The sequence below is a fragment of the Ruegeria sp. AJ12 genome, assembly GCF_056536245.1.
The window spans coordinates 3,891,533-3,915,987 of record NZ_JBQFJJ010000001.1 but is presented as its reverse complement, the minus strand read 5'-3'; the positions used below and the strand labels follow the sequence as shown (position 1 = coordinate 3,915,987).

At 58.7% G+C, this 24,455-nt stretch carries 28 protein-coding genes; 17 read left to right on the top strand and 11 right to left on the bottom strand.

Going from position 1 to position 24,455, the window contains the following annotated elements:
* Positions 1-19 precede the first annotated feature (19 nt).
* From ACR3E0_RS19610 to ACR3E0_RS19590, 5 genes are read right to left on the bottom strand one after another with little or no spacing between them, the layout of a single operon-like run.
* Entirely contained in the window at positions 20-1,309 is a 1,290-nt protein-coding gene (locus ACR3E0_RS19610) for a TRAP transporter large permease (protein ID WP_170430858.1), read from the bottom strand.
* Complete coding sequence (locus ACR3E0_RS19605) at positions 1,310-1,897, bottom strand: TRAP transporter small permease (protein ID WP_480480727.1); 588 nt, start codon at positions 1,895-1,897, stop codon at positions 1,310-1,312.
* A 52-nt stretch (positions 1,898-1,949) separates the two neighbouring features.
* On the bottom strand, positions 1,950-2,465 hold the full coding sequence (locus ACR3E0_RS19600; RefSeq protein ID WP_480480726.1) for a flavin reductase family protein: 516 nt from the start codon (positions 2,463-2,465) through the stop codon (positions 1,950-1,952).
* Positions 2,465-3,355 (bottom strand): aldo/keto reductase, encoded by an 891-nt coding sequence (locus tag ACR3E0_RS19595; protein WP_480480724.1) that lies wholly within the window; start codon positions 3,353-3,355, stop codon positions 2,465-2,467. The genes ACR3E0_RS19600 and ACR3E0_RS19595 overlap by 1 nt, the downstream gene beginning before the upstream one ends.
* Entirely contained in the window at positions 3,355-4,509 is a 1,155-nt protein-coding gene (locus ACR3E0_RS19590) for an LLM class flavin-dependent oxidoreductase (RefSeq protein ID WP_480480722.1), read from the bottom strand. Before ACR3E0_RS19590 ends, ACR3E0_RS19595 begins: the two co-directional genes overlap by 1 nt.
* A gap of 105 nt (positions 4,510-4,614) precedes the next feature.
* On the opposite strand from ACR3E0_RS19590, the gene ACR3E0_RS19585 reads away from it, so the two are divergent.
* The 5 genes from ACR3E0_RS19585 (at position 4,615) to ACR3E0_RS19565 (ending at position 10,261) form a co-directional block, all read left to right on the top strand.
* Positions 4,615-5,325, top strand: coding sequence for a GntR family transcriptional regulator (locus tag ACR3E0_RS19585; protein WP_480480720.1), 711 nt, complete (start codon positions 4,615-4,617; stop codon positions 5,323-5,325).
* 19 nt (positions 5,326-5,344) lie between these two features.
* The gene (locus tag ACR3E0_RS19580; RefSeq protein ID WP_480480718.1) at positions 5,345-6,442 is read left to right on the top strand and encodes a Gfo/Idh/MocA family protein; all 1,098 of its coding nucleotides are present in this window, start codon (positions 5,345-5,347) and stop codon (positions 6,440-6,442) included.
* 159 nt (positions 6,443-6,601) lie between these two features.
* On the top strand, positions 6,602-7,756 hold the full coding sequence (locus ACR3E0_RS19575; RefSeq protein WP_480480716.1) for a phosphoserine transaminase: 1,155 nt from the start codon (positions 6,602-6,604) through the stop codon (positions 7,754-7,756).
* Between the two features lie 57 nt (positions 7,757-7,813).
* A complete protein-coding gene (gene serA / locus ACR3E0_RS19570; protein WP_480480714.1) occupies positions 7,814-9,409 on the top strand; it encodes a phosphoglycerate dehydrogenase in 1,596 nt (531 codons plus the stop codon).
* Positions 9,410-9,523: 114 nt separating this feature from the next.
* On the top strand, positions 9,524-10,261 hold the full coding sequence (locus ACR3E0_RS19565) for a metallophosphoesterase family protein (RefSeq protein ID WP_480480712.1): 738 nt from the start codon (positions 9,524-9,526) through the stop codon (positions 10,259-10,261).
* Here ACR3E0_RS19565 and ACR3E0_RS19560 read toward each other — a convergent pair.
* Positions 10,248-11,765 carry a malonate--CoA ligase gene (locus tag ACR3E0_RS19560; RefSeq protein WP_480480710.1) on the bottom strand — a complete coding sequence of 506 codons (1,518 nt, stop codon included), beginning with the start codon at positions 11,763-11,765 and terminating at the stop codon, positions 10,248-10,250. The two genes, ACR3E0_RS19565 and ACR3E0_RS19560, sit on opposite strands and share 14 nt — an antisense overlap.
* Positions 11,766-11,934: 169 nt before the next feature.
* On the opposite strand from ACR3E0_RS19560, the gene serB reads away from it, so the two are divergent.
* Genes serB through ACR3E0_RS19540 form a run of 4 tightly spaced genes read left to right on the top strand, consistent with a single transcriptional unit; the run spans position 11,935 to position 13,955 of the window.
* Complete coding sequence (gene serB / locus ACR3E0_RS19555; RefSeq protein ID WP_480480708.1) at positions 11,935-12,813, top strand: phosphoserine phosphatase SerB; 879 nt, start codon at positions 11,935-11,937, stop codon at positions 12,811-12,813.
* A gap of 53 nt (positions 12,814-12,866) precedes the next feature.
* Entirely contained in the window at positions 12,867-13,196 is a 330-nt protein-coding gene (locus ACR3E0_RS19550) for an ArsR/SmtB family transcription factor (protein ID WP_480480706.1), read from the top strand.
* Positions 13,184-13,612 carry an SRPBCC family protein gene (locus ACR3E0_RS19545; protein ID WP_480480704.1) on the top strand — a complete coding sequence of 143 codons (429 nt, stop codon included), beginning with the start codon at positions 13,184-13,186 and terminating at the stop codon, positions 13,610-13,612. Before ACR3E0_RS19550 ends, ACR3E0_RS19545 begins: the two co-directional genes overlap by 13 nt.
* Positions 13,613-13,634: 22 nt before the next feature.
* Complete coding sequence (locus ACR3E0_RS19540) at positions 13,635-13,955, top strand: YciI family protein (RefSeq protein WP_480480702.1); 321 nt, start codon at positions 13,635-13,637, stop codon at positions 13,953-13,955.
* A 5-nt stretch (positions 13,956-13,960) separates the two neighbouring features.
* Here the strand turns inward: ACR3E0_RS19540 and ACR3E0_RS19535 are convergent, their stop codons facing one another.
* A complete protein-coding gene (locus tag ACR3E0_RS19535; protein WP_480480700.1) occupies positions 13,961-14,959 on the bottom strand; it encodes an asparaginase in 999 nt (332 codons plus the stop codon).
* Positions 14,960-15,137: 178 nt separating this feature from the next.
* Between ACR3E0_RS19535 and ACR3E0_RS19530 the strand changes: the two genes are divergently transcribed.
* The 5 genes from ACR3E0_RS19530 (at position 15,138) to ACR3E0_RS19510 (ending at position 18,646) form a co-directional block, all read left to right on the top strand.
* Positions 15,138-15,671 carry an invasion associated locus B family protein gene (locus tag ACR3E0_RS19530; protein WP_480480698.1) on the top strand — a complete coding sequence of 178 codons (534 nt, stop codon included), beginning with the start codon at positions 15,138-15,140 and terminating at the stop codon, positions 15,669-15,671.
* A 167-nt stretch (positions 15,672-15,838) separates the two neighbouring features.
* Positions 15,839-16,006, top strand: coding sequence for a hypothetical protein (locus tag ACR3E0_RS19525; protein WP_480480696.1), 168 nt, complete (start codon positions 15,839-15,841; stop codon positions 16,004-16,006).
* Positions 16,007-16,154: 148 nt separating this feature from the next.
* The gene (locus tag ACR3E0_RS19520) at positions 16,155-16,532 is read left to right on the top strand and encodes a lysozyme inhibitor LprI family protein (protein ID WP_480480694.1); all 378 of its coding nucleotides are present in this window, start codon (positions 16,155-16,157) and stop codon (positions 16,530-16,532) included.
* A 78-nt stretch (positions 16,533-16,610) separates the two neighbouring features.
* Positions 16,611-17,798, top strand: coding sequence for a dual-specificity RNA methyltransferase RlmN (rlmN, locus tag ACR3E0_RS19515; RefSeq protein ID WP_480480692.1), 1,188 nt, complete (start codon positions 16,611-16,613; stop codon positions 17,796-17,798).
* A gap of 293 nt (positions 17,799-18,091) precedes the next feature.
* Positions 18,092-18,646 carry a cytochrome P460 family protein gene (locus ACR3E0_RS19510; RefSeq protein WP_480480690.1) on the top strand — a complete coding sequence of 185 codons (555 nt, stop codon included), beginning with the start codon at positions 18,092-18,094 and terminating at the stop codon, positions 18,644-18,646.
* A 55-nt stretch (positions 18,647-18,701) separates the two neighbouring features.
* Here the strand turns inward: ACR3E0_RS19510 and ACR3E0_RS19505 are convergent, their stop codons facing one another.
* Both ACR3E0_RS19505 and ACR3E0_RS19500 read right to left on the bottom strand, forming a co-directional pair.
* On the bottom strand, positions 18,702-19,046 hold the full coding sequence (locus ACR3E0_RS19505; RefSeq protein WP_480480688.1) for a hypothetical protein: 345 nt from the start codon (positions 19,044-19,046) through the stop codon (positions 18,702-18,704).
* Positions 19,043-19,969 carry a DnaJ C-terminal domain-containing protein gene (locus ACR3E0_RS19500; protein WP_480480686.1) on the bottom strand — a complete coding sequence of 309 codons (927 nt, stop codon included), beginning with the start codon at positions 19,967-19,969 and terminating at the stop codon, positions 19,043-19,045. Before ACR3E0_RS19500 ends, ACR3E0_RS19505 begins: the two co-directional genes overlap by 4 nt.
* A gap of 165 nt (positions 19,970-20,134) precedes the next feature.
* Between ACR3E0_RS19500 and ACR3E0_RS19495 the strand changes: the two genes are divergently transcribed.
* A complete protein-coding gene (locus ACR3E0_RS19495; protein ID WP_480480684.1) occupies positions 20,135-20,518 on the top strand; it encodes a hypothetical protein in 384 nt (127 codons plus the stop codon).
* On the opposite strand, the gene ACR3E0_RS19490 is transcribed toward ACR3E0_RS19495, so the two are convergent.
* Together ACR3E0_RS19490 and ACR3E0_RS19485 are read right to left on the bottom strand one after the other, a co-directional pair.
* Positions 20,519-21,619, bottom strand: a complete 1,101-nt coding sequence (locus tag ACR3E0_RS19490) for a cystathionine gamma-lyase (protein ID WP_480480682.1) — start codon at positions 21,617-21,619, stop codon at positions 20,519-20,521.
* A 2-nt stretch (positions 21,620-21,621) separates the two neighbouring features.
* Entirely contained in the window at positions 21,622-22,464 is an 843-nt protein-coding gene (locus ACR3E0_RS19485) for an LOG family protein (RefSeq protein ID WP_480480680.1), read from the bottom strand.
* Between the two features lie 78 nt (positions 22,465-22,542).
* Between ACR3E0_RS19485 and ACR3E0_RS19480 the strand changes: the two genes are divergently transcribed.
* Both ACR3E0_RS19480 and dapD read left to right on the top strand, forming a co-directional pair.
* Positions 22,543-23,460: a threonine/serine dehydratase gene (locus ACR3E0_RS19480; RefSeq protein WP_480480678.1), complete on the top strand. Its 918-nt coding sequence runs from the start codon at positions 22,543-22,545 to the stop codon at positions 23,458-23,460.
* Between the two features lie 108 nt (positions 23,461-23,568).
* The gene (dapD, locus tag ACR3E0_RS19475) at positions 23,569-24,396 is read left to right on the top strand and encodes a 2,3,4,5-tetrahydropyridine-2,6-dicarboxylate N-succinyltransferase (RefSeq protein ID WP_480480676.1); all 828 of its coding nucleotides are present in this window, start codon (positions 23,569-23,571) and stop codon (positions 24,394-24,396) included.
* The last annotated feature ends 59 nt before the right edge of the window (positions 24,397-24,455 follow it).

Genomic DNA, 24,455 nt, shown 5'->3' with positions numbered 1-24,455 from the left:
TCCTCCCTGTGATACTCAGTTAGTTTGCAAATCCCGTTATCCTCGGGATCGTCATGGATAGTGCGGGAATATAGGTGATCAGAAAGATCACTATGATCTCGACGGCCAGGAACGGCAGGATCGCCTTGGCGATGGTTTCGACCCGTTCACGTGAGACCGCCGCAGCCACAAACAGCACCAGTCCCATCGGGGGCGTGGCAAGGCCGACTGTCAGGTTGACGCTCATGATGATGGCAAAGTGGATCGGGTCGACGCCAAGGCTGGTGAAAATGGGGCCGAGGATGGGCCCGAGGATGATGATCGCCGGACCAGCATCCAGAAACATGCCAACGATGAACAGCAGCAGGTTGATCAGGAACAGCAGGATCAGCGGGTTTTCCGACAGGCTGAGGATCAGCGAGGCCAGTTGTTCGGGTGCATGGCTCAGGCTGACCACGGTCTTGAACGCCATCGCGGCACCAACCAGCAGCAGCACCACGGCGGATGTCATTCCGGCATTGCTCAGAACGTCTGGGACTTCTTTCCAGGACAGCGTCCGCAAGACGAAGAACCCGATGATGAACGCGTAACCAACGGCGACCGCTGCGGCTTCGGTTGGTGTGAAGATACCGCCCAGAATACCGCCCAGAATGATGACAGGGGTCATCAGCGGAAAGAAGGCCTTGAGACTGGCCTGTCTGCGTTCGCCCCATGTGTATTTGCGGCTGGCCACGGGAAAGTCGTACCGATCTGCCATCAGCTTGATCATCAGCATCAGGCCAACGCCAACCATGACCCCCGGAACAATGCCTGCAAGGAAGAGGGCGGCGACGCTTTCACCCATAACGTAAGCATAGATGATCATGATGCCCGAGGGTGGAATGATCGGTCCAATCACCGAACTGGCCGCCGTGATTGCGGCGGCGAATTTGCGTGTGTAGCCCTGCTTCTCCATCGCCGGGATCAGCATCGACCCCAGTGCGGACGTGTCCGCAACTGCCGATCCGGACAGGCCGGCGAAGAGGATGGAACTCAGCACGTTCACATGTGCAAGGCCACCGCGCAGGTGGCCCATCAGCGCCTGACTGAACTCGACGAGGCGGATCGTGATGCCGCCGCGGTTCATCAGTTCCCCCGCAAGCATGAAGAACGGTATGGCCATCAGCGGGAAGCTGTCCATGCCGTTATAGACATTGCGATACAGCAGCGTGATGTCGTTGGTCTGACCATTCAGCCATAACAGGATACCGGGTGCCGCAAGCAGCGCGAAGAACACAGGCAGGCCGATCAGCAGGAAGATCAGGAATGTCGGAAGGAACCAAATCAGCATTTATTCAGCCCCCACCGCTGCGTCGGGGATTTCCGGCAGCAAGTGACCGCCGCCCAGCATGGTTATGAACGAGCGCAGGATCAGCTCGACGTTGACCGCAATCAACAGCACGATCCCCACCAGCAAAGAGGCCATCATCCAGCTGCGCGGAATGCGGAACCATTCATCAAAGCTGAACGATGTCGGCAGGTACAGCGCCGCGGTTGCGAATTTGCCGCCAAAGCCGGTGACTTCGGACCAGCCGATTGTGACAGCCACCAGCAAAACCGCCAGCGAAATCAAAAGCAGAAAGATATTCAGCGTCTGTCCGACGCCGCGTGGCAGGAACCTCTGCAACATGTCGATGGCCACAAAACCGCCGCGTCGGAAAGCGGTGGGTGCCATCAGGCCAGTCATCCACAACATGCAGAAGCGGGCAGCTTCGTCTGGCCAAGGCAGCGCGTTGTCCAATATGTATCGAAAAAACACCTGAATCAGGATGGCCACAACCATCAACGCGATTGCAACGACGCCAACCGCGCGGCCCAATCGCAGCACGGTTTCGTTCACGAGTGCAATCGGCGCAAGCACCGATGCCAGTCCGCCCATGCGGATCCTCCCATTTCGACCGCGGGTTTTCCCCGCAGCGGTTTTCCCACGCTTATTGGTGCGCGAATTGGCCGAGTTTCCCGGCGTAAAAGGTCAGGGCGTCTCCCTCCGCCATGCTGACCCGTAGTACCTTACCTACCACAATAACGTGATCGCCCGCATCGTGATACGCATGTTGTTCGCACTCGAACCGCGCCAGACAGTCCGGCAGCAGCGGTGTGCCGTTGACGCAGCGCTCGTGTTCGATGTCCCGCAGGGCATGCGCGTTCCTTGAACAGCCGAAACACAACTCGGCCTGTTCCGCCGACAGCACATGAACGCTGAAGTGGCGGGCCTTGTGGAAATAGGGGAACCGGCGCGAGTTCCGGTCGCCAGCCCACATCACCAGTGGGGGGTCGAGCGACAGCGACGAAAAACTGTTGGCGGTTATGCAAATCGGTCCGTCGTTGCTGTCGCAGGTGACAATTGTCACTCCGGTGGCAAAGCGGCCAAAAGCATCCCGTAACGTGCGGGTGTCGTCCTTGTGGGGAATGAAGGTTCTGGCCAAGTCCTTTGAGATTGCGTTCATCATGGCACCTCATGTCCCAGTGCCGCCTCGTAGAGACGGAACCAGGTTTCGCGATCCAGATTGACTTTCAGGGCGTCGGAAATCCGCTTGATACGGTCGAGATTGTTGGTGCCCAGAACGGGCAAAATCCCGGCAGGATGGGCCAACAGGAACGCAATCGCGACCGCAGCGCGGTCGACGTTGAACTCTGCCGCGATCTCGTCTGCGACCACGCCAACCGGAGGGTTGCCAGCCATCAGCAAACCGCCCCCAAGGGGCGACCAGGCCATGACGGCCTGCCCGTGTTGCTGGTGAAAGGCCAGGTCGCCGTTGGTGAACGGGCCGATTTCGCCAAGTGACAGCTCGATCTGGTTGGTCACCAGCTGAGTCTTCATCGCCGATTGCAGCAATTGCCAATCCCAGGGACGGAAATTGGACACGCCGATTGCGCCGACCTTGCCGCTGGCGATCACCTCATCCAGGGCCGCTCCGGTTTCGTGGTGATCCATGAACGGATCGGGGCGGTGGATCAACAGCAGGTCGATGTGGTCGATTGCCATTTCCCGCAGCGAGGTCTCGACGGATTTCAGAATATGCGCGCGCGAGGTGTCGTAGTATTTGACCTTTGCGTCCGCGTAGCGGCCGCATGGCGCGACGATGTCACATTTGGTGACAATCTCCATCTGTTTGCGCAGGCCGGGATTGGCGCGCAGGGCATTGCCCAGAACCGCTTCGGCCCCGTAGTCACCATAGATATCCGCCTGATCAAATGTCGTGATGCCCTGATCCAGACAGGCCTGAATTTTGGCTTCGACATGGTGCGCCGAGGTATCTTCGTCGTCGCCCAGTCGCCACATGCCATAGACAAGGCGGCTCATTTTCAACGTTTCGGATAGTTTCACACGTTGCATCAACGACGGACTCCAGTGCCCAGCGGCGTGGCCGGGATGTTTGCGGGGATCCTTCCGTAGGCTTCAGGAAGAGAACATGTTTTCAGGTTGGGCATCACCCGCGCACCAAAATGCCGGGCCTCGTCCATGTGTGGATAGCCAGAGAAGATAAAGGCCCGGATACCCATTTTCTGATAGTCTTCGATCTTGGACATGACCTGATCGGTTGATCCCACCAACGCCGCACCACAACCTGATCGGGCCCGTCCCACACCAGTCCAAAGTCCGGGTTCGACATAGCCATACTCATCCGCTAGATCGCGGTTCTTGGCCTGATGCGCCACGCCCAGAGACGTCGCATCCAGCGCGCGTTCCCGGATGGCCCGGCCGTATTCATCGTCCAGTTTCGAGACGATGTAGTCCGCATACTCTTGTGCTTCGGCTTCGGTGTCGCGAACGATCATGTGAACGCGCAAACCATAGTCCAGTGTCCGGTTGTAGTTTTCAGCAACGGCATGGACGGCCTTCATGCGTTCGGCCAGTTGATCCTTGGTTTCCGGCCACATCAGGTAAACGTCGCAATGCTCGCCACATAGGTCCAGCGCGGACGGAGAATAGCCGCCGAAATACAGAAGCGGCCCACCGGTCTGGTACGGTTTGGCCGGATCGGTCGTCAGGCCCGAGAAATTATAGACCTCTCCGGAATGATTGATCTCATCCCGCGTCCAGGCCTGTTTCAGAATTTCCACCACTTCACGCGAGCGTTGATAGCGATAGGCGCTGTCAGCTTTTTCGCCCGGGAAATCGGACGAGATGATGTTGACCGTCAGCCGACCCTCGAGCATGTGATCCAGCGTCGCGATGGTTCGGGCCAGCATGATCGGCTGCATTTCACCGCAACGCACAGCGGCCAGCAGATTGATTTTTTCCGTGATGGGCGCGCATCCCGCAACAAAGCTCAGAGTGTCCTGCCCAACCTGATACGACGAGGGACACAGGATGTTGCGGAACCCCTGTGCCTCGGCTTCTTTGACGATGCCCGAACAATGGTCCCAACTGGACCGCAGATCCCCATCCGGCACCCCGAGAAATTGGTAGTCGTCCGAGCACAGCGCCGCAAACCACGAAACCTCGGCCGCATCCAGATCGGGGGATGTGATGGGGACGATGGTCATTTGATTCACGCTCCGTACATCTTTGACTTTCCTCTTGCGTAGCAATCACATTGATGTAGATCAATAGTGTATCAATTTTTCCTGCGACCGAGTGAAGCACGCCCAGTGTCTCCGAACAGCCGAAACCCGAATGCCTTGCCGATCTATGTGCAGATCGCGGAACTGCTGATCCGCGACATCGCTGCGGGTCGGCTGATAGATGGTGAGAGGCTGCCGCCCGAGCGCGAGATGGCAGCGGGGCTGCAGGTGTCGGTCGGAACGTTGCGCAAATCGCTCGCTGAGCTTGAGAAAAAAGGGATGTTGGAGCGTATTCAGGGATCCGGCAATTACGTGCGGGAGACGGGAACGCAAAACAGTGTCTATGCGATGTTCCGGCTGGAGCTGCCTCAGGGGGGCGGTTTGCCGCGTGCGGATATCCTGTCTGTCGACCACCTGAGTAAGCCTGACGCTTTGCCGGAATTCGGTGCCTCCGATACCGGATCCCGCGTGCGTCGAATGCGATATCTGAATGACACAATTATTGCCGTCGAAGAAATCTGGCTGGACGAATCAGTGGGGCTGATCGACCAGACGCTGCTGTCGGACTCGCTTTATCGCTATTACCAGCAGCAGTTGGGGTTCTGGATCACCCGGGCTGAAGACCGGGTTTCGGTCAGCTCTCTGCCCGAGTGGACGCCATCGGGTTTCACCAAACCTGCCGGTGAAACGGTTGGATACATCGAACGGTTTAGCTGGTCCGAACGGGCAGAACCCGTCGAGTTTTCGAAAACGTGGTTCGATCCGGATCGGGCCACCTATGTACAACGGCTGAAGTAAGAAGAATGAGGAACTGCGCATGATCCGGACCATCAATTACGGGCTGATCGGATGCGGCATGATGGGGCAAGAGCATCTGCACAATATCGCGTTGCTGGACGGAACCCGCGTCGCCGCAGTTTTTGAGCCGGATGCGGGCATGAAACAGATCGCACAGAACATCGCGCCAACTGCAGCAATGGTATCGTCGGTTGAAGACTTGCTGGCGGTCGAAGATCTGGACTGCATCGTCATCGCCAGCCCGAACCACCTCCACGTGGATCAGATCGAACAGATATCCCGAACGCGCCCGTTGCCGTTGCTGGTGGAAAAACCCTTGTTCACCGATCCCGATGACGCGGCGCGACTGGCCGAGATCGAGCGCAGCTATCCCCACCCGATCTGGGTTGCGATGGAGTACCGCTACATGCCGCCGATTGCAGCCCTGATCGATGAGGCACAGGCCGGCCGGGACGTGCAAATGCTGACGATCCGTGAACACCGCTTTCCATTTCTGGTAAAGGTCGGAAACTGGAACCGGTTCAACCGCAACACCGGCGGAACTTTCGTGGAAAAGTGCTGCCACTTCTTTGACCTCATGCGTTTGATCCTGCAATCCGATCCGGTTCGTATCTCGGCAAGTGGCGGGCAGGCGATCAATCACCTGAACGAGACCTATGAAGGTCAAACACCGGACATTCTGGACCATGGATACGTTCTGGTCGATTTTGCCTCGGGCGCCCGTGCGATGCTGGAACTGTGCATGTTTGCCGAAGGATCGCGCTATCAAGAGGAAATTTCGGCCATAGGACCGGATGCAAAGATCGAAGCACTGGTTCCGGGGCCAACCCGGTTCTGGCCGGATCATCTGGGTGAGCCCCCTGTGCCTCAGGTCATTGTCAGCCCGCGACATCCGAAAGGACCGGTTGCCAAGGATATCCCGGTCGATCCGCGCCTGTTGCAAGCCGGAGATCACAATGGCTCGACCTATTATCAGCACCAGCGTTTTCTGGCCGTCCTGCGCGGCGAAGTTGCAGCACCCGACGTGACCTTGCAGGATGGTCTCTGGGCGGTGCGGATGGGATTGGCGGCGCAGCAGGCGTCGACAACGGGGGAAAGCGTGTACTTCAACACGTGATGCCGATCGGAAACATGTGTTCCGAATTCCGGCACGGATTCCTGTCGTTTTCCACGCTCAAAGCGTCTTTTTCGCTTGCCGTTGGTTTTTGCGCGCCATAGCTCTGTCCGCGGGACACCCCTCCCCAACGAGGGGCGTGTATCTGGAAGGGTAATACACATGACGAACGAACAACCGGCGACGCGGCCGGCCAATCCGCGGTTTTCCTCGGGCCCCTGTGCCAAACCCCCCACATTTGATCTGTCCAAACTGGCCGACGCTGCCTTGGGTCGGTCGCACCGCGCGGCTGTTGGCAAAGACAAGCTGAAAGCGGCCATCGAAGGCACGCGTGAGATTCTGGGCGTTCCGGCGGATTACCGGATCGGTATCGTTCCTGCGTCGGACACCGGCGCGGTTGAGATGGCGCTCTGGTCGTTGCTGGGCGCGCGCAAGGTCGAGATGTTGGCCTGGGAAAGCTTTGGTTCCGGTTGGGTCACCGACGTGGTCAAGCAGTTGAAGATCGACGCCGAGGTGAAGACGGCCGACTATGGTCAGATTGTGGATCTGGCATCGGTCGATTTCGCCAATGATGTGGTGTTCACTTGGAACGGCACGACCTCGGGCGTGCGGGTGCCCAATGGTGACTGGATTGCGGATGACCGTCAGGGCCTGACGATCTGTGACGCGACAAGCGCCGCCTTTGCGATGGACTTGCCCTGGGACAAGCTGGATGTGACCACGTTCAGCTGGCAGAAAGTGCTGGGCGGTGAAGCAGCCCACGGGATGTTGATCCTGTCGCCTCGCGCCGTGGAGCGGTTGGAAAGCTACACCCCCACATGGCCGCTACCGAAGATCTTCCGCCTGACCAAAGGGGGCAAGCTGATCGAAGGCATTTTTACTGGGGCCACGATCAACACGCCCTCGATGCTGGCGGTCGAAGACTACCTTTTTGCGCTGGACTGGGCGCGCTCGGCTGGTGGGCTGCAGGGCTTGATCGCGCGCGCAGATGCCAATGCCGGGGCGGTGCATGCGTTCTGCGATCAGAATGACTGGATCGCCAATCTGGCCGATGATCCGGTGACGCAGTCGAACACCTCGGTTTGCCTCAAGTTCACGGATGCGCGCATTCAGGACGGTGCAGCATTTGCCAAGGCCGTGGCCAAGCGGTTGGAGGCAGAGAACATCGCGCTGGACATTGGCGCCTATCGTGATGCGCCTGCGGGCCTGCGCCTCTGGTGCGGCGGCACGGTTGAGACCTCGGATATCGAGGCGATGCTGCCATGGCTGGCTTGGGCCTTCGAGGCCGAGATCGCGGCGCAGTCTGAGGCTGCCTGACTTTTCACCGGGCCAACCAAGGCCCGGACCTTCCATACAATTCAAGGACCAGAGCCTATGGCCCCCAAAGTACTCGTATCTGACAAGCTCAGCGAAACCGCCGTGCAGATTTTCCGTGATCGCGGTATCGACGTGGATTTCATGCCCGATCTGGGTAAGGACAAAGACAAGCTGGCCGAGGTGATCGGTCAGTATGACGGCCTAGCAATCCGCTCGGCTACCAAGGTCACCCCAACCATTCTGGACAAGGCCGACAAGCTGAAGGTCATCGGCCGCGCCGGGATCGGTACCGACAATGTCGATAAGGATGCGGCCTCGAAGAAGGGTGTGATCGTGATGAACACGCCGTTCGGCAACATGATCACCACCGCCGAGCATGCGATTGCGATGATGTTCGCGGTGGCGCGTCAAATCCCCGAGGCCAGCACCTCGACCCATGCAGGTAAATGGGAAAAGTCCAAATTCATGGGCATCGAGCTGACCAACAAGACTCTCGGCGTGATCGGGGCCGGCAATATCGGCGGTATCGTCTGTGAACGTGCCTTGGGCCTGAAGATGAAGGTTGTGGCTTATGACCCCTATCTGGGTGAAGAAAAAGCGGCACAGATGGGTGTCGAAAAGGTTGAACTGGACGAGCTTCTGGCCCGCGCTGACTTCATTACCCTACACGTGCCACTGACCGATCAGACCCGCAACATCCTGAGCCGTGAGAACCTTGCCAAGACCAAGAAGGGTGTGCGGATCATCAACTGTGCCCGCGGTGGTTTGGTCGACGAAGATGCACTGGCCGAGGCACTGCAATCGGGCCATGTTGCCGGCGCAGCCTTTGATGTGTTCAGCGAAGAGCCGGCCAAGGAAAACGCCCTGTTCAACCTGCCCAACGTGGTCTGCACCCCGCATCTCGGTGCGGCGACCACCGAGGCGCAGGAAAACGTCGCGCTGCAAGTGGCCGAACAGATCTCGAATTACCTGCTGACCGGCGCGGTTGAAAACGCCCTGAACATGCCCAGCGTCACCGCCGAAGAGGCCAAGGTCATGGGGCCATGGATCAAACTTGCAGGCCATCTGGGCAGCTTCATCGGCCAGATGACGGATGAGCCGATCAAGGCGATCAACATCCTCTATGATGGTGTCGCGGCTGAGATGAACCTCGCGGCACTCAACTGTTCGGTCGTTGCCGGGATCATGAAAAAGTTCAACCCCGAGGTGAATATGGTCTCGGCCCCGATCATTGCGAAAGAGCGTGGCATTCAGATCTCCACCACCAATCAAGACAAGTCGGGCGCCTTTGAGGGGTATATCAAGGTGACCGTCGTCACGGATAAACGCGAGCGCTCGATCGGAGGCACGGTGTTCAGCGATGGCAAGCCGCGCTTCATCCAGATCAAGGGCATCAATATCGATGCCGAGGTCGGGGCGCATATGCTGTACACAACCAACGAGGATGTCCCGGGCATCATCGGTGCGCTGGGCCAGACGATGGGTGCACACGGGGTGAATATCGCCAACTTTACCCTTGGCCGCGCCGGCGCGGGGGGCGAAGCAATTGCGCTTCTTTATGTGGACGAGCCTGTACCGGCCGAAGCGCGCGCCAAGCTGGCGGAAACCGGTCTGTTCACGCAGATCAAGCCGCTGGAGTTCGATGTCGCTTAACTCATGGGATTGAGTTCATGAAACAGGTTGATGCCCGCACTGGAAACGGAGCGGGCATTGCTTTTTGCCTCTGATGTTTTGCGTCATGAGAACAGCGAAGGGAATTGTACCGTCATGACAACGCCTGTCTACGCTATCGGGGATGTTCACGGGCAGTTGGACATGCTCAGGACTGCATTGCAGCGGATTGAAGCGGATGGCGGTCCTGAGGCGCGGGTGGTGTTTCTGGGGGACTACACGGACCGAGGCCCGAACAGCCGTGGTGTACTTGATCTTTTGATCGCAGGTCAGCGCCGAGGTCGGAACTGGGTGATGGTCAAAGGCAATCACGACCGCATGTTCGCAATGTTCATGCAGGATTTTCCATTAACCGACACGCTTTTGCCGATTGAGCTGTATTGGCTGCATGAGCGGATCGGCGGCATTCAAACCCTGGCCTCTTACGGTGTCGGTGTCAGCAGGAGTGATCGCATTTATCAGGTGCATGATCGCGCCCGGGCCGCCGTTCCGCAGGATCACATCGACTTTCTGAACAATCTGCCGGTCTACCATCAGGAGGGTGATCTGCTATTCGTGCACGCAGGTGTCCGGCCCGGCGTTCCACTCAGTCAACAGACAGAGGATGATCTGGTCTGGATACGGCGCGAGTTCATAGATGATCCCCGCGCGCACCCCTGGCTGGTCATCCATGGGCACACGCCGGTCGACCGGGCTGAGCATTGCGGAAACCGCATCAATCTGGACACTGGGGCCGGATACGGTCGCACCCTGACAACGGCTGTGTTCGAGGGCCGCAGATGCTGGCTTTTGACCGAAAATGGTCGCGTTCCGCTGAATCCTATGCCGTCGTAAACATGTCTTTGTAGTGATCGCGCAGAACGTTCTTTTGCACTTTGCCCATCGTGTTGCGGGGCAATTCATCCAGTACAATCAGCTTGCGCGGATGTTTGAACCTGGCCAGATCGGCCTGAACCGATTGCAGGACGGCCTCCAGATCCGGCGATTGGCCGGGTTCAGGAACCAGAATGCCCAGAACGGTCTCCCCGAAATCCGGGTGGGGCACGCCGATCACCGCGCTTTCCCGCACGCCGGGCTGATCGTCCAGCAGCAGTTCAATTTCCTTTGGATAAATGTTGTAGCCCCCGGAAATGATCAGGTCCTTACCCCGACCAACGATATGGACATATCCATCTTGGTCGATGTGCCCCAGATCACCCGTGATAAAGAACCCGTCCTCACGCAACTCAGCAGCGGTTTTCTCGGGCATCTCCCAATACCCGCAGAAGACATTCGGTCCGCGCACTTCGATCATGCCGATCTCACCCTCGGGCAGAGTTTCGCCGGTTTCCGGGTCGGTCACTTTCAACTCGACATCCGGCAGCGGGAAACCCACGGTGCCTGCGCGGCGCTCGCCGTCATAGGGGTTCGACGTGTTCATGTTGGTCTCGGTCATGCCGTAGCGTTCGAGAATCTGGTGACCGGTGCGCTGTTCAAACCGGTCGTGGGTTTCGGCCAGCAGCGGGGCCGAGCCCGAGATGAACAGCCGCATCTCGCGCGCCAGTTCACGCGTGAACCGTTCGTCGCCCAACAGGCGGGTGTAGAATGTCGGAACACCCATCATCGACGTCGCTTGGGGCATCAAGCGAAGGATGGCATCCAGATCGAACTTTGGCAGAAAGATCATCGACCCGCCCGAGGCGAGGACAGTATTTGTCGCGACGAACAGCCCGTGTGTATGAAAGATCGGTAGCGCATGCAGCAGCACATCCTTTTCCGAGAACCGCCATTGCTGCACCAGAGTCAGCGCGTTTGACAAAAGGTTGCCTTGTGTCAGCATCGCGCCCTTTGACCGCCCCGTGGTGCCTGATGTGTAAAGGAGTGCAGCCAGATCATCTTCGGACCGACTAACCGGAGCAAAGGCAGGCAGCATTCCGAGCGCGCGGCGCATCAGGCTGCCGGACCCATCGGCGTTCAGTGTTACCAGCTGCGCATTCTGCGCTTCGGCGACCGAATTCAGGTCCTCGGTGTTTTTGGAATCGCAAACAATCAGAGACGCGCCGCTGTTTTCGATGAAGTAAGTCAGTTCATGCGTCGTGTACGCCGTGTTGAGCGGTAAAAAAATCAACCCCGCCTGCGCGCATGCCGCATAAAGAGCCAGTGCTTCGGGGGACTTTGCCACCTGAACAGCCACGCGGTCGCCGGGGTCCAAGCCCATGCCGGTCAGTGCGTTTGCAAGTCGGGCAGCCATATCCAGAAACGCCGCATGGGTCAGGGTCTGTCCATTTGGCATATGCAGAAACGTTGTGGTCTTGCCGGCGTGAATGCCGAACAGGCGATCATATAGCGGGTTGCCCATCCCGTTTCCCCTTTTTGTCTTCGCGCACCGTGAGTTTCTGGCAAAAGCCCAGATCCCAAAGACCTGACATCGAAGAAATTCTTACGGGTTGCGCGTGGCCGGGGCAATCCACCTCTGGCGAAAATGCTGCGCCTGCGATATGCGCGGGTGAGCCTGCCGGAGATCGAAGATGTACGTTGCCACCCTGCTGACCAACCCAGCCACGCCGTCGCTGGAGCGTCCTCTGGTCGAATCTCTGCGAAACGCCTGGGGTGGCGACGAAATCATTTGGCTCAACCCGGACGAAGCGGCGGAGTTCTCCTTGACGGACGTTCCTGACAATCACTGGGATATCTGGGCGGATTTGCAGAAGATGGGTGTCGATCTCATTGTTCAGCCTCGTGAAGGGCGCCGCAAAAAGATGCTGTTGGCAGACATGGACAGCACAATGATCCAGCAGGAGTGCATTGACGAACTGGCGGATGAGGCCGGCGTAGGGGAACGTGTCAAGGATATCACCGCCCGTGCCATGAACGGTGAACTGGACTTCGAAGGCGCCCTGATCGAGAGGGTCGGCTTGTTGAAAGGTCTGGACGAGGCCGTGATCGACAAGGTCCTGAATACGCGCATTACCCTTATGCCGGGGGGGCGGGAGCTGGTGGCGACAATGCGCGCGGCCGACGGGTACGCCGCCCTGGTTTCCGGCGGTTTCACTGCCTTTACCGCGCGGGTGGCCGATCTTTTGGGTTTTGACGAAAACCGGGCCAATACCCTGCTGGCGGAGGACGGCAAGCTGACCGGTGATGTGCAGCGCCCAATCCTGGGACGAGAGGCCAAGGTCGAGTCGCTGGAAGGCATAGCTGCCCGGCTGGGCCTGTCCACGACCGAAGTGATAGCTGTTGGCGATGGCGCGAACGATCTGGGCATGCTGAGTCTTGCTGGCACAGGTGTTGCGTTGCATGCGAAGCCTTCGGTTGCGGCCCAATGCGACGTGCGCGTAAACCATGGCGACCTGACGGCATTGCTTTATCTTCAGGGGTACTCGCGCCGCGATTTTGCGGGCGTTTGACACCCAAAAGAAGCGGGCTTTCTTTTATTTAACAGTTGTGTTAATTAGCGGTCATGAACACGCTTTTGACTGCTTTTTCTGCCCTGTCCGATTCCACCCGGTTCGCGATTGTCGAGCAACTGATGGAAAACGGGGAACTGGCCGCTGGTGACCTGATCGACGGCAAGGGCATGTCCGGCGCGGCTGTCTCGCGCCATCTCAAGGTGTTGCGCGAGGCCGGGTTGATCCGGCAGCGCGTGCAGGGCACGCAGCGGATGTATTCGGTTCAGCCGGACGGTTTGCGCGCGATTGCCGAATGGACAATTTCGAAACGTCAGTTTTGGGAGAGCAGCCTCGATCGTTTGGGCAGCTTTCTGGACGGGGAGAACTCATGGCCGACCTGAGACTGGAGCGGGAGTTTCCCGTCAGCCCCGAGACGCTGTTCGCGTGGATCAGCGATGGTTCAAAGCTGCTGCGGTGGTGGGGGCCCGAGGGCGTGCATGTCCCGGAGCATGATCTGGATTTTTCACGGCTGGGGCCCTGGTACTCGGTCATGATGAACAATGACGGCCAGCGGTTCAAAGTGTCCGGTCATGTTACCCATGTCGATGCCCCCAAGTCCGTTGGGTTTACCTGGGCCTGGCATGATGATCAGGACCAGCGTGGCAAGGAAAGTCATGTCACCCTGTCCGTGGCGGCCTCAGGCGATGGCGCACGTCTGGTCGTGGATCATCGTGAACTGGCGGATGCCGAAGCTGCGGCCAACCATGAACAGGGCTGGACCTCGTCGCTGCGCAAACTCGACGCGTGCTTGAACTAGTTTTTCAACAGGGAGAACTGAAATGCCTCAATATCTGTTTGTCTATCACGGCGGAACCACGCCAAGCGACCCCGCCGAAGTCGAAGCCACAATGGCAGCCTGGGGCGCATGGTTTCAGGGTATGGGGGATGCGCTGGAAATCCCCGGTAACCCGGTGGGTCAATCCCATACGGTCAGCCACGGTGGCGTTTCCGACAATGGTGGGGCCAATCCAGCCTCGGGCTTCACAGTCATCAAGGCCGACAGCATCGATGCAGCCACCGAAATGGCAAAAGGCTGCCCCATGGTCGTCAACGGCTCGGGGTCGGTTGAAGTGGCCGAGGTCCACGAAATCGAGATGTAACGGGTTTAACCGGGGAAGCCCGGTGCTGGCCTGATCACGCCGCATTCCAGTCCACGGCGGCTGTATTGCGTGGCGTTCATGAATTTGCGGGTGGCCGGGTGATCGGCCTCCAGCACCCCAAGGCTGACAAGAATGGACGCAATCGCGCATTCGCTGGCGCGCGTAGCGCCGTCGGTAATCTTTAGCGCGACGCCCATACGCTTTTCCGGGATGATGGCGACAAAAACGGCCTCGGCGCCGGTTTTGATCGCGGCGCGACCTTCCATGGCGCGCATCAGTTCGGTGCAGGCCCGCGTTTCCCCAGCGACCAGTTCGGGATGCCGGATCATCGCTGCAGTGAGTTGCCGGGCGGCGTCACTGGCCCGGTCGGATCGATCGCCCGCTGACGCGAACCAGGCCATGGATCGTGCCAAGCCGGTCAGCGACGTGGCAAAGTTCGGCGCCGAGCAACCGTCAATCCCGTAGGCGGGGCTGGTCTCACCAGTGGTCTCCTCGACGGCAGACAGGCAGGCCTGTTGCACGGGATGGTCAATTTCGAGGTATTCCGGCCCGGCCCCCATGTGCTGCGCCACTGTCAGAAAGCCGCAATGCTTGCCCGAGCAATTGTTGTGGATCTGGCAAGGCGTGTCATCGGCCAGGATCAGCCCGTCGCGCGCCGCCATATCGGATGGTTCCTGCGGCCCGCACCGCAGATCGCCTTCGGCCAGACCCAGATGATCCAGCCAGGCCGAAACCCTGTCGGTATGAATATGTGCGCCGCTATGTGAGGCGCAGGCCAGCGCCAGGTGCTCGCTGTTCAGCCCATACTTCGCAGCGGCGCCAGACGTAATCAGAGGCAGCGCCTGGATCATCTTGGCAGAGGATCGTGGGTATATCACCTCATCCGGATTGCCCCAGCTTTGGACGATTTGGCCCGCATCATCACAGATCACTGCGTGACCAAGATGCAGGCTCTCCAACAAAGGTCCGCGCCACAGTTCTGTCATTGCTACGGGCTGTGTCATCTGGACCTCCGGTTTTATGCGCAAAATTCTGCCAATCGCCCTTTCGCCTGTGGCGAAACCTGCGTTAGTGTGTGTATGTCGGCAATCATCGGGATGCGCAACGTTACAGACGAACCGGCAGGGTTTGCAGCCATTTCCGATGGATAAGAGGTATGGGTCGAGCTAGGAGGCTGGACAGATGGGATTAAGGCTCGTCCGCGTGATCGCGGGCCTGTGTGTGGCAGGGTTGGCCACAACTGCAATCGCTCAGCAGGCGACAAGCACCAATCGGGTCGCAGCAAAGACCGACTGGAGCGTTTTCGTCGAAGATGATCCCACTGAATGCTGGAGCGTCTCGGCACCAAAAGAAACCGTGAACACCCGTGGGGGCCGCGTTGTTTCCGTGCGGCGCAGCGACATATTGCTGTTTGTCTTCTATCGCCCCAATTCCGAGGTCAAAGGTCAGGTGACCTTTACTGGCGGCTACCCCTTTGCGTCCGGGTCCACCGTGAATGTCCGTATTGACGATTCCGAGTTTGAGTTCATCACCGAAGGAGAGTGGGCCTGGCCCGCGACGGCAGGTGAAGACCTGAAAGTCGTCACCGCGATGAAGCGAGGCACCGAGGCGGTTCTGACGGCAAGGTCCGAACGTGGGACACAGACCAAAGACACATTCTCGCTTTTGGGTTTCACCGCCGCAATCGAAGACGCCGAGAAGCGCTGCACAAACTAAGATTGCAGGGCAGAGGATCCGAGCCTCGCCATTTTGGCGGGGCTTTTGGCCCTCTCATCGTGCAATTTGCATCCTTACGCTACGTCCGGCGCTCAATTTGATCCGTGTCAAAGTGAAGCATCGTCGCCTCTGAACTAATTGGTTCAAACGAAATGAGGAGTTGTCCGATGTCCAAAATATCTGTTCTCGCTTTGCTGATGATGGCCGCCGCGGTTTTGAGTGCGTGCGAAAACACAGCCGAGACTTACCCGGTCAGCGGCGAACAATGTGGTCCGGAAGATCCGGTAAAAACCTTGGATGCCGCCGATTGCAACATTCCGCCTGCTGGCGTCTGAGGGGCACACCCACCCGGAAACCGGGCAGGTGAATGGAAGCATTGCTGGCCGCTCGGGCACTGCCCGCGCGGCCAGACATCGTTTAGGGCTATCGCCAAAACCGTGCTACGCTGCCGCAAGTTTGCCAAGCAATCAGGAGCACCGGACCATGCGTTGGGCCTTTCTCGCCGTATTTCTTCCAGGGATCGTACTCGCAGACCCCGCATTGGAGTGCTTTGACGCGAGTTCGCAGGTCGAAGTCGGGTCCTGCGTTTCTGAAATGGAAGACCGGGTCAATGCCGCGTTGGCAGAAAGCTATGCTTTCGCGATGCAAGCCGCCAAGGAACTGGACGAAGTCACCGAGCGGACCGTGGCCCAGCCCGCCCTCGAAGCTGCGCAAAACGCGTGGGCTGTTTTCCGGGATACACATTGCGAGGCGGTCGGCGCCTCGTTTGGCGGTGGATCGGGCACGGGTATCGCGATTACCTCCTGCAGGATTGATCTGGGCAGAACGCGTGTGGACCAATTGCTGAATTTTGCAAATTGATCGGCACGAATTCTTTTGATCTTTGCGCGCAGTCCTATATAGAGGCGCATCCCAAGCCAGAAGTCCTGAGACCAGACTATGTCAGCCAAAGCGCCGATCACCCAAGATGTTATGACCATTCCGCGCAAACTGCCGGACGGGAAAATGAATTTGGTCGGCCTGACAAGGGACCGGTTGCGCGAGGTTCTGATCGAGCATGGTACGCCGGAAAAACAGGCCAAGATGCGGACTGGTCAGATATGGCAGTGGATCTACCAGTGGGGCGTGCGTGACTTTGCCGAGATGACAAACCTCGCCAAGGCCTATCGTGCGCAGTTGGCCGAGAACTTCGTGATCGAAACACCCGAAGTTGTAACGCGTCAGGTGTCTGAGGACGGTACCCGCAAGTATCTGGTTCGTATCGCGGGCGGGCATGAGGTTGAGGTCGTTTATATCCCCGAAGAGGATCGCGGCACGCTGTGTATCTCATCTCAGGTGGGCTGTACGCTGACCTGTTCGTTCTGCCATACCGGCACGCAAAAACTGGTGCGTAACCTGACAGCCGCAGAAATCGTCGGGCAAATCATGATGGCCCGCGACGATCTTGAGGAATGGCCAACCCCGGGAGCGCCCAAAGACGAAACGCGCCTGCTGTCAAACATTGTTCTGATGGGCATGGGTGAGCCGCTTTACAATTTTGAGAACGTCCGTGATGCCATGAAGATCGCGATGGACCCCGAGGGCATTTCCCTGTCCCGCCGCCGCATCACCTTGTCGACCTCTGGCGTCGTGCCCGAGATTTCGCGCACGGCAGAGGAAATCGGTTGCCTGTTGGCAATCTCGTTCCACGCAACCACCGACGAAACGCGGGATGTGCTGGTGCCAATCAACAAGCGCTGGAACATTGAAGAACTGCTGCAGGCGCTGGCCAGTTATCCCAATGCCTCGAACTCCGAGCGGATCACGTTCGAATATGTGATGCTGGATGGCGTGAACGACAGTGATGAGGATGCGCATCGCCTGATCGACCACATCAAGCGCCACAACATCCCGGCCAAGATCAACCTGATCCCGTTCAACGAATGGCCGGGCGCGCCCTATAAGCGCAGTTCGAACAACCGTATCCGCGCCTTTGCGAACATCATCTATCAGGCGGGATATGCGTCCCCCATTCGAAAAACGCGGGGCGAGGATATCATGGCCGCTTGTGGCCAGTTGAAATCCGCCACCGAGCGGGCGCGAAAGTCGCGAAAGCAGATTGCGGCCGAAGCCGGTTTGGACAGCTAGGGTCCGCCCGCCGGGAATTGCCGCGCCTGCAATCTTAATGTTCTGCCGCTGTTTATTGCCCAAAAAGCTTGGTATCTTTTGATTGTTCCGGCTTCGTTCGGGCTCACCTTTGTGCACAAAGCGGTGAGGTGGCGGAGCGGGTTCTGGCAGTGTATTATCAAGCCGCTATCCTATTTCAAACCGGTATGCGGCATATAGGCGAACTGTTTTTCAGGTGGGCCAGCATTATGAGTTTGTTTTTTAGACATTTATTCCCGAAGTTTACTGCAGCATCTGTCCTTTTGTTTGCTGTGGTGACAGCTTCCTTTTCCGACGAGCAAGATGCGCATCTTGCAATCGAAAACCCGGCAGAGCTGAACAAGGAAGAGGCGCTGGCGTTCTATCAGTCTTTGACGCGGCGTATGGCGCGCGGCTATGCCGCCGCTCAACTGGACCTGATCCGCAACTACCAAAGCTGGCCGCTTTTCAACGATGCGCCTTACATTTCGGCGACCCATGGTCAGCGCTACGTGAACAGTTATGCCAACAGGATGGCGCATAATTATGGGACCTTGCAGGAGGGCGAAACGCTGCCGATGGGATCCGTGCTGGCAAAAGACAGCATGACGGTGACGGATGAGGGCAACGTGCACCCCGGTGCGATGTTCGTGATGGAGAAGCTGTCCGAAAACGCCAGTCCCGCGACCGCCGACTGGCGATACATCATGGTTTTACCGGACGGGTCCATTTTTGGGGACACGTTGGGCGACCGGCCCGCTGCCGTGGCCTATTGCCACGAATGCCACGAACAGGTCGCAGACCGAGACTATACATTCTATGTCCCGGAAGATTACCGCGTGGGTGACTGACCGCGAATTGGAAGCTCGACCAGCCTAAACCTGACGTTTGCTCGGCCCGACCAAGTCACATGCGCCGGAAACGCGCTGTGCCAATCACCTTGATCAGTTTCTCGCGCACTGGTTCCGGTTGCGCGTCAACGGCGTTCAGAACCTCGCGCAACTCGGCGCGCAGACCGTGCATCTGGTCGATCAGCGAGATCATCATCGACAAGGCGTCCGCCTCCATGTCGTATTGATCATGCAACTCACACGCCAGCTCAAGACGGGCGACGTCCAATCTTTGATACACAAGGCCCTGTTCGGATTGCTGCGGGACAACGATTTCAGCCGCCAGATACTCTGACAAACGATCCGAGGTCAGGCGCGCGATGGCGTCGATCAACTGTTCTTCTGTCAACGTGCGGGTCATGACGGCATTCCTTTCCGCGGATCATAGCGGTGTTTTTCGCGCCAGGTTTCCATGAATTGCTTCATTTCATCGTCGATTTGATCGGGCAGTGCGACCGTCAACTCGATCAGTTGGTCCCCGCGGTCCGACGATCCGCGTTTCTTGACGCCCTTGCCGCGCAGCCGCAGGGTCTTGCCACTGCTGGTGCCCGCCGGCACGCTGACGTTCACACCGCCATCGATAGTGGGGGCCGCCACTTTGCCGCCCAGCACCGCTTCGTCAATTGTGATCGGCAGCGTGATGTGTATGTCGTCGCCCTGCCGGTCAAAAACCGGGTGATCCGAGACCGAGACCGTCACCAATGCGTCGCCCGGGGGACCGTCGCCATAGCCCGGCGCCCCCTTGCCAAGCAGACGAATGGTCTGGCCGTTGGTGATCCCTGCCGGAATCTTGACTTCGATGCGGTCTCCATCCGGCAGCGTCAGCTTCTGATTGGCGCCGAACACCGCATCCAGAAAACTGATCTGCAGCGAGTAATTGAGATTGTGCCCGGGGGCGTGAAACTCGTGGGTGCGCTGCTGGCCAAAACCACCGCGTCCGCGCATGAATTCGGCGAAGATATCGGACATATCATCCGGATCGCCATAGGCGGCGCCCGACCGGTACGGGTTGCCTGCAGCCTCGGCATAGTCACGGTAATACTGCTGTTGCGGGCGCTCCTGACCCGAGGCGTCGATTTCGCCATTGTCATAGCGCGCCCGCGTTTCCGGGTCCTTGAGCAGATCATAAGCGGCGGCGGCAGCCTTGAACTTTGCCTCGGCCTCTGCGTCGCCGGGTTTGAGATCCGGGTGGCAGTCCTTGGCGATGCGCCGGTAGGCCTTCTTGATGTCGGCGGCGCTGGCGTCCTTGGATACGCCAAGAACCGAATAGGGATCGTCGCTCATCTCACTCTCGCTGATGTGGGGCGGTGTTGGTCAGATCTGATTAGATGGGTTTTATCATGGGGGTTCAACAGGTCAAAAGGAAGAGGCGGTTGAATTGCTTCGCAAAATCCTGCGAATTTGGTAAACTTGACAGGCTTTGGAGAGTTGATTGCAGGAGGCCGCCTTATGTCTCGCAGAATTATGTCGGTTCTGGCATTGCTGGCCGGAAATGCCATTGGATTGCTGTTGGCGTCACTTGTGTTGGCCGAGTTTGCGATCCGGCCTTTGTCCTTTATTGTGGTTGTGATCGTCTTTACCCTGGTGCAGGTCGTGGCCGAACCACTGATCCTGAAAATCGGCGAAAAAAACGTGCCTGCACTCAAAGGCGGGATCGCATTGATCGTAACGTTCGTGGGATTGCTGGTGACCGATTGGATCACCGCCGGGCTGACGATCGGTGGCATTTCGAACCTGTTGGCCGCAACGCTGCTGGTCTGGCTGGGCGCCCTGATCGCCAGTGTTGTCCTGCCGATCTACGTCTTCAAGGACCTGCGCGACCCCAAGGGGTGATCACAGCGCGTTCAGGCTGGCTTCGAAGGCTGGCCAAAGCTCATCCACCGGCTCACAGCCAACCGACAGACGGATAAAAGCCGGATCGACATCGTCGCCCCAGCGCGCGCGCCGTTCCGCCGAACTGTGAACGCCGCCAAAGGATGTGGCCGGTCGCAGCAACGTGCAGGTGTTGATGAACTGTTCGGCCTTGGCTTCACTTTGCAGCGTCAAAGACATCAGAAAGCCAAAGCGCATGCACTGAGCTTTGGCCAAGGCATGAGCCGGATCATCCGGTAGGCCAGGGTAGCGGATTTCTTTTACCGCACCGTGCGTCGCCAGCCGTTCGGCCACAACCTGAGCGGACGCGCACATCCGATCGAACCGAACGTCCAGAGTTTCCAGTCCACGGTGCAATAACCAGGCTTCGTGCGGGCCGGGGATCGCGCCGGAGACGCGCCGCCACTCTTCGACGCGATCCATGATGTCAGCGTTGTTGCTGGCCACGTGACCCATCAGCAAATCGGAATGGCCACTCATTGCCTTGGTGTCGGACGAGACAACCACGTCGATCCCCAACTCGAGCGGGCGCTGACCTAACGGAGTCATCGTGGTGTTGTCGGCGATTGTCATGCCCCCGGCGGCGCGCACGTCCCGCGCCACCGCCGACAGATCGATCATGTCCAGACCGGGGTTCGACGGGCTTTCGACAAACACCACATCGAAACCGTCAAAACCGCCTTCCGCAAAGGTGATCGTTGGACGTTCTTCGACTGAAACACCCAAGTTTGACAGGAAACGGTCGGCCAGCAGACGGGTGACATAGTACCCATCTGACGGGATCAGGATGTGAGATCCTGACTTGACGGTCGCGAACAATGCCGCCGAAATCGCGCCCATGCCGGACGGAAAGCTCAGGCATTGCGCGCCCTCAAGATGGGACAGCACGTCTTCCAGATGGACCCATGTCGGGTTGTCGACACGCCCGTAAGTCGCATAATCCCCGGGTGCGCCGGGCAGGTGAAACATGCTGCTCTGAGTTAGCGGTAGAGCAACCGGATCACCCTTGCTCAGTGCGTTGCCACGCAGGTGGAGCATTTCTCCGGTCTTGGGCGTCGTCATGGTCAGCGTCCCGGGATTTCATCACGGGGCGGGGCGGGCTCCCAGTTTTCGATGATATCGACCGCCTGTTGGGCCGTGTCGACAAAGCGGAAGAGGTCAAGGTCCTGATCGGAAATCGTGCCCGCGTCGGCCAGGGCCTCCCAATTGATCACCCTCTCCCAGAATTCACGACCAAACAGCAGGAAGGGGACGCGCTCCATTCGCCCTGTCTGGATCAAAGTCAGCGATTCAAACAGTTCGTCCATCGTGCCGAACCCACCGGGGAAGATGGTGATGGCCCGCGCGCGCATCAGGAAATGCATCTTGCGCACCGCAAAATAGTGGAAGTTAAAACTGAGCTCAGGCGTGACATAGTGGTTGGGCGCCTGCTCATGCGGCAACACGATATTCAGGCCGATAGAACAGCCGCCCGCATCCTGCGCGCCGCGGTTTCCCGCTTCCATGACACCTGGTCCGCCACCGGTCACGATCACGTTCTCGCGGCAACCGGTTCGATTGGATTTCTCGGTCATCAGGCGGGCAAATTCCCGCGCCTCGTCGTAATATTGCGATAACCCCGCCAGTGTCGAAGTGCGGGCGGTGTGCTTTTGTGCCGGTTCTGGAATGCGCGCGCCGCCGAACATGACGATGGTCGACGTAATCTCACGCTCACTCATGATCATTTCCGGCTTCAGCAATTCCAGTTGCAGCCGCACAGGGCGCAGTTCATCCCGGCACAGGAAATCGTCATCAGCAAAAGCAAGGCGATAGGCCGGGGACCGGGTCTGCGGCGTGTCCGGGACTTCGCTCGCGGTCGAACGATCGGTCTGCGCATCGCGAAACGGGCTGAGGCGGTCTTCTCTCATTGCGGGGGTTCCCTGCTTGCGTGTTTTCCAAACAGCTATAGGGTTCGCGGGCAGAGTGCCAGCCACGGAAAGACAAGAATGAATTGGAACACAGAGATTTCAGAGGCCGCCAAGCGCATTGACGGTTATGCGCAGGTGACCCCGGTGATGGAAAGCCGCAGGCTGGGGCTGGACTATCCGGTAGAGTTGAAGCTGGAGCACATGCAGCATACCGGCAGCTTCAAGGCGCGCGGGGCGTTCAACACTCTGCTGAGCTCGGATGTGCCTGAGGCGGGTGTTGTGGCCGCATCCGGCGGCAATCACGGCGCGGCGGCTGCATTTGCGGCGCGATCACTGGGGTATCCCGCCAAGATCTTTGTGCCGGAACTGGCCGGACCGTCCAAGATCGCACTGATCCAACAGATGGGCGCCGATCTGAGCGTGGTGCCCGGGGAATACGCCAACGCCCTGACACTGGCCCGCGCTCATGAAGAGGAAACCGGCGCCATGCAAATCCATGCCTATGACGCGATGGCGACAGTGGCAGGCCAGGGCACGTGCTTTGCGGAATGGGACGTGCAAGGCCTGGAGGCCGATACTATCCTCATTGCCGTTGGCGGCGGAGGATTGATCGCCGGGGCGCTGGCCTGGTTTCAGGGCGCGCGCAAAGTTGTGGCGGTCGAGCCCGAAACCTCCTGCGCGCTGAATGCCGCCCTGGAGGCGGGTGCACCGGTCGACGTTTCGGTATCCGGAATCGCCGCCAATTCACTGGGCGCAAGGCGCATAGGATCGATCTGCTTTGGTTTGGCGCAGGGCATGGCGTCTGTTCTCGTGCCGGACCGTGCAATTGCAGAGGCACAGAAGACGTTGTGGCAGTCGCATCGCATTTTGGTTGAACCGGCCGGTGCAACGGCACTGGCGGCGCTGACTTGCGGTGCGTATAAACCCGAACCGGACGAGCGTGTTGCAGTCCTGATTTGTGGCGGCAATATCGCTCCGGACCCGCTGACGTCCTGACAAAGTGCCAATCAGCCGCAATCGGGTGTATCAGCGTCGCATTGCGCCATGGGTTTGTCTTGCGTATAGGCCAGACCAACGTGAACAGATTCTTGTGGGAGCCACCCAATGTCCAACGCGCAACTGGAAACCGCTATCGACGCCGCCTGGGACGCGCGTGACACGATCACGCCCGCCACATCGGGAGAACAGCGCGAGGCGATCGAAGATACGCTGAACGCGTTGGACAGCGGGTCGCTGCGCGTTGCGGAAAAGCTCGACGATGGCAGTTGGCATGTGAACCAGTGGGCCAAAAAGGCCGTTTTGCTGGGCTTTCGCATCAAGGATATGGAAATCCAGTCAGGCGGGCCGCAGGATGGCGGCTGGTGGGACAAGGTGGACAGCAAATTCGCCGGATGGGGGGACAATCAGTGGCGCGCTGCGGGCTTTCGTGCAGTGCCGAACTGCGTCGTTCGTAAATCGGCCTACATTGCGCCGGGCGTGGTCTTGATGCCATCGTTCGTGAATCTGGGCGCCTATGTGGACGAAGGCACTATGGTGGATACATGGGCCACGGTCGGATCCTGTGCGCAGATTGGCAAAAACGTACACCTTTCGGGCGGTGTGGGAATCGGCGGAGTGCTGGAGCCTATGCAGGCGGGCCCGACGATTATCGAGGATAACTGCTTTATCGGCGCGCGCTCCGAAGTGGTCGAGGGTTGTATTGTCCGCGAAGGCTCGGTTCTGGGCATGGGCGTGTACATCGGCCAGTCGACAAAGATCGTTGATCGCGAAACCGGCGAGGTCACCTATGGTGAGGTTCCGCCTTATTCGGTTGTTGTCTCCGGGTCTATGCCGTCCAAGAACAATATCAGCTTATACTGCGCTGTGATCGTTAAGCGCGTGGATGAAAAGACCCGATCCAAAACCGGTATCAACGAGCTGTTGCGGGACTGATCGGTCACCATTTTCGAAAAGGCTGCGGCTGTCATCCGCAGCCTTTTTTTCCTTTACAG

Coding starts and splice junctions, on each gene's coding strand:
- ACR3E0_RS19610 (WP_170430858.1), bottom strand. CDS start 1,309: ATGCTGATTTGGTTCCTTCCGACATTCCTGATCTTCCTGCTGATCGGC.
- ACR3E0_RS19605 (WP_480480727.1), bottom strand. CDS start 1,897: ATGGGCGGACTGGCATCGGTGCTTGCGCCGATTGCACTCGTGAACGAA.
- ACR3E0_RS19600 (WP_480480726.1), bottom strand. CDS start 2,465: ATGAACGCAATCTCAAAGGACTTGGCCAGAACCTTCATTCCCCACAAG.
- ACR3E0_RS19595 (WP_480480724.1), bottom strand. CDS start 3,355: ATGCAACGTGTGAAACTATCCGAAACGTTGAAAATGAGCCGCCTTGTC.
- ACR3E0_RS19590 (WP_480480722.1), bottom strand. CDS start 4,509: ATGACCATCGTCCCCATCACATCCCCCGATCTGGATGCGGCCGAGGTT.
- ACR3E0_RS19580 (WP_480480718.1), top strand. CDS start 5,345: ATGATCCGGACCATCAATTACGGGCTGATCGGATGCGGCATGATGGGG.
- ACR3E0_RS19575 (WP_480480716.1), top strand. CDS start 6,602: ATGACGAACGAACAACCGGCGACGCGGCCGGCCAATCCGCGGTTTTCC.
- serA (WP_480480714.1), top strand. CDS start 7,814: ATGGCCCCCAAAGTACTCGTATCTGACAAGCTCAGCGAAACCGCCGTG.
- ACR3E0_RS19565 (WP_480480712.1), top strand. CDS start 9,524: ATGACAACGCCTGTCTACGCTATCGGGGATGTTCACGGGCAGTTGGAC.
- ACR3E0_RS19560 (WP_480480710.1), bottom strand. CDS start 11,765: ATGGGCAACCCGCTATATGATCGCCTGTTCGGCATTCACGCCGGCAAG.
- serB (WP_480480708.1), top strand. CDS start 11,935: ATGTACGTTGCCACCCTGCTGACCAACCCAGCCACGCCGTCGCTGGAG.
- ACR3E0_RS19550 (WP_480480706.1), top strand. CDS start 12,867: ATGAACACGCTTTTGACTGCTTTTTCTGCCCTGTCCGATTCCACCCGG.
- ACR3E0_RS19545 (WP_480480704.1), top strand. CDS start 13,184: ATGGCCGACCTGAGACTGGAGCGGGAGTTTCCCGTCAGCCCCGAGACG.
- ACR3E0_RS19540 (WP_480480702.1), top strand. CDS start 13,635: ATGCCTCAATATCTGTTTGTCTATCACGGCGGAACCACGCCAAGCGAC.
- ACR3E0_RS19535 (WP_480480700.1), bottom strand. CDS start 14,959: ATGACACAGCCCGTAGCAATGACAGAACTGTGGCGCGGACCTTTGTTG.
- ACR3E0_RS19530 (WP_480480698.1), top strand. CDS start 15,138: ATGGGATTAAGGCTCGTCCGCGTGATCGCGGGCCTGTGTGTGGCAGGG.
- ACR3E0_RS19525 (WP_480480696.1), top strand. CDS start 15,839: ATGTCCAAAATATCTGTTCTCGCTTTGCTGATGATGGCCGCCGCGGTT.
- ACR3E0_RS19520 (WP_480480694.1), top strand. CDS start 16,155: ATGCGTTGGGCCTTTCTCGCCGTATTTCTTCCAGGGATCGTACTCGCA.
- rlmN (WP_480480692.1), top strand. CDS start 16,611: ATGTCAGCCAAAGCGCCGATCACCCAAGATGTTATGACCATTCCGCGC.
- ACR3E0_RS19505 (WP_480480688.1), bottom strand. CDS start 19,046: ATGACCCGCACGTTGACAGAAGAACAGTTGATCGACGCCATCGCGCGC.
- ACR3E0_RS19500 (WP_480480686.1), bottom strand. CDS start 19,969: ATGAGCGACGATCCCTATTCGGTTCTTGGCGTATCCAAGGACGCCAGC.
- ACR3E0_RS19495 (WP_480480684.1), top strand. CDS start 20,135: ATGTCTCGCAGAATTATGTCGGTTCTGGCATTGCTGGCCGGAAATGCC.
- ACR3E0_RS19490 (WP_480480682.1), bottom strand. CDS start 21,619: ATGACGACGCCCAAGACCGGAGAAATGCTCCACCTGCGTGGCAACGCA.
- ACR3E0_RS19485 (WP_480480680.1), bottom strand. CDS start 22,464: ATGAGAGAAGACCGCCTCAGCCCGTTTCGCGATGCGCAGACCGATCGT.
- ACR3E0_RS19480 (WP_480480678.1), top strand. CDS start 22,543: ATGAATTGGAACACAGAGATTTCAGAGGCCGCCAAGCGCATTGACGGT.
- dapD (WP_480480676.1), top strand. CDS start 23,569: ATGTCCAACGCGCAACTGGAAACCGCTATCGACGCCGCCTGGGACGCG.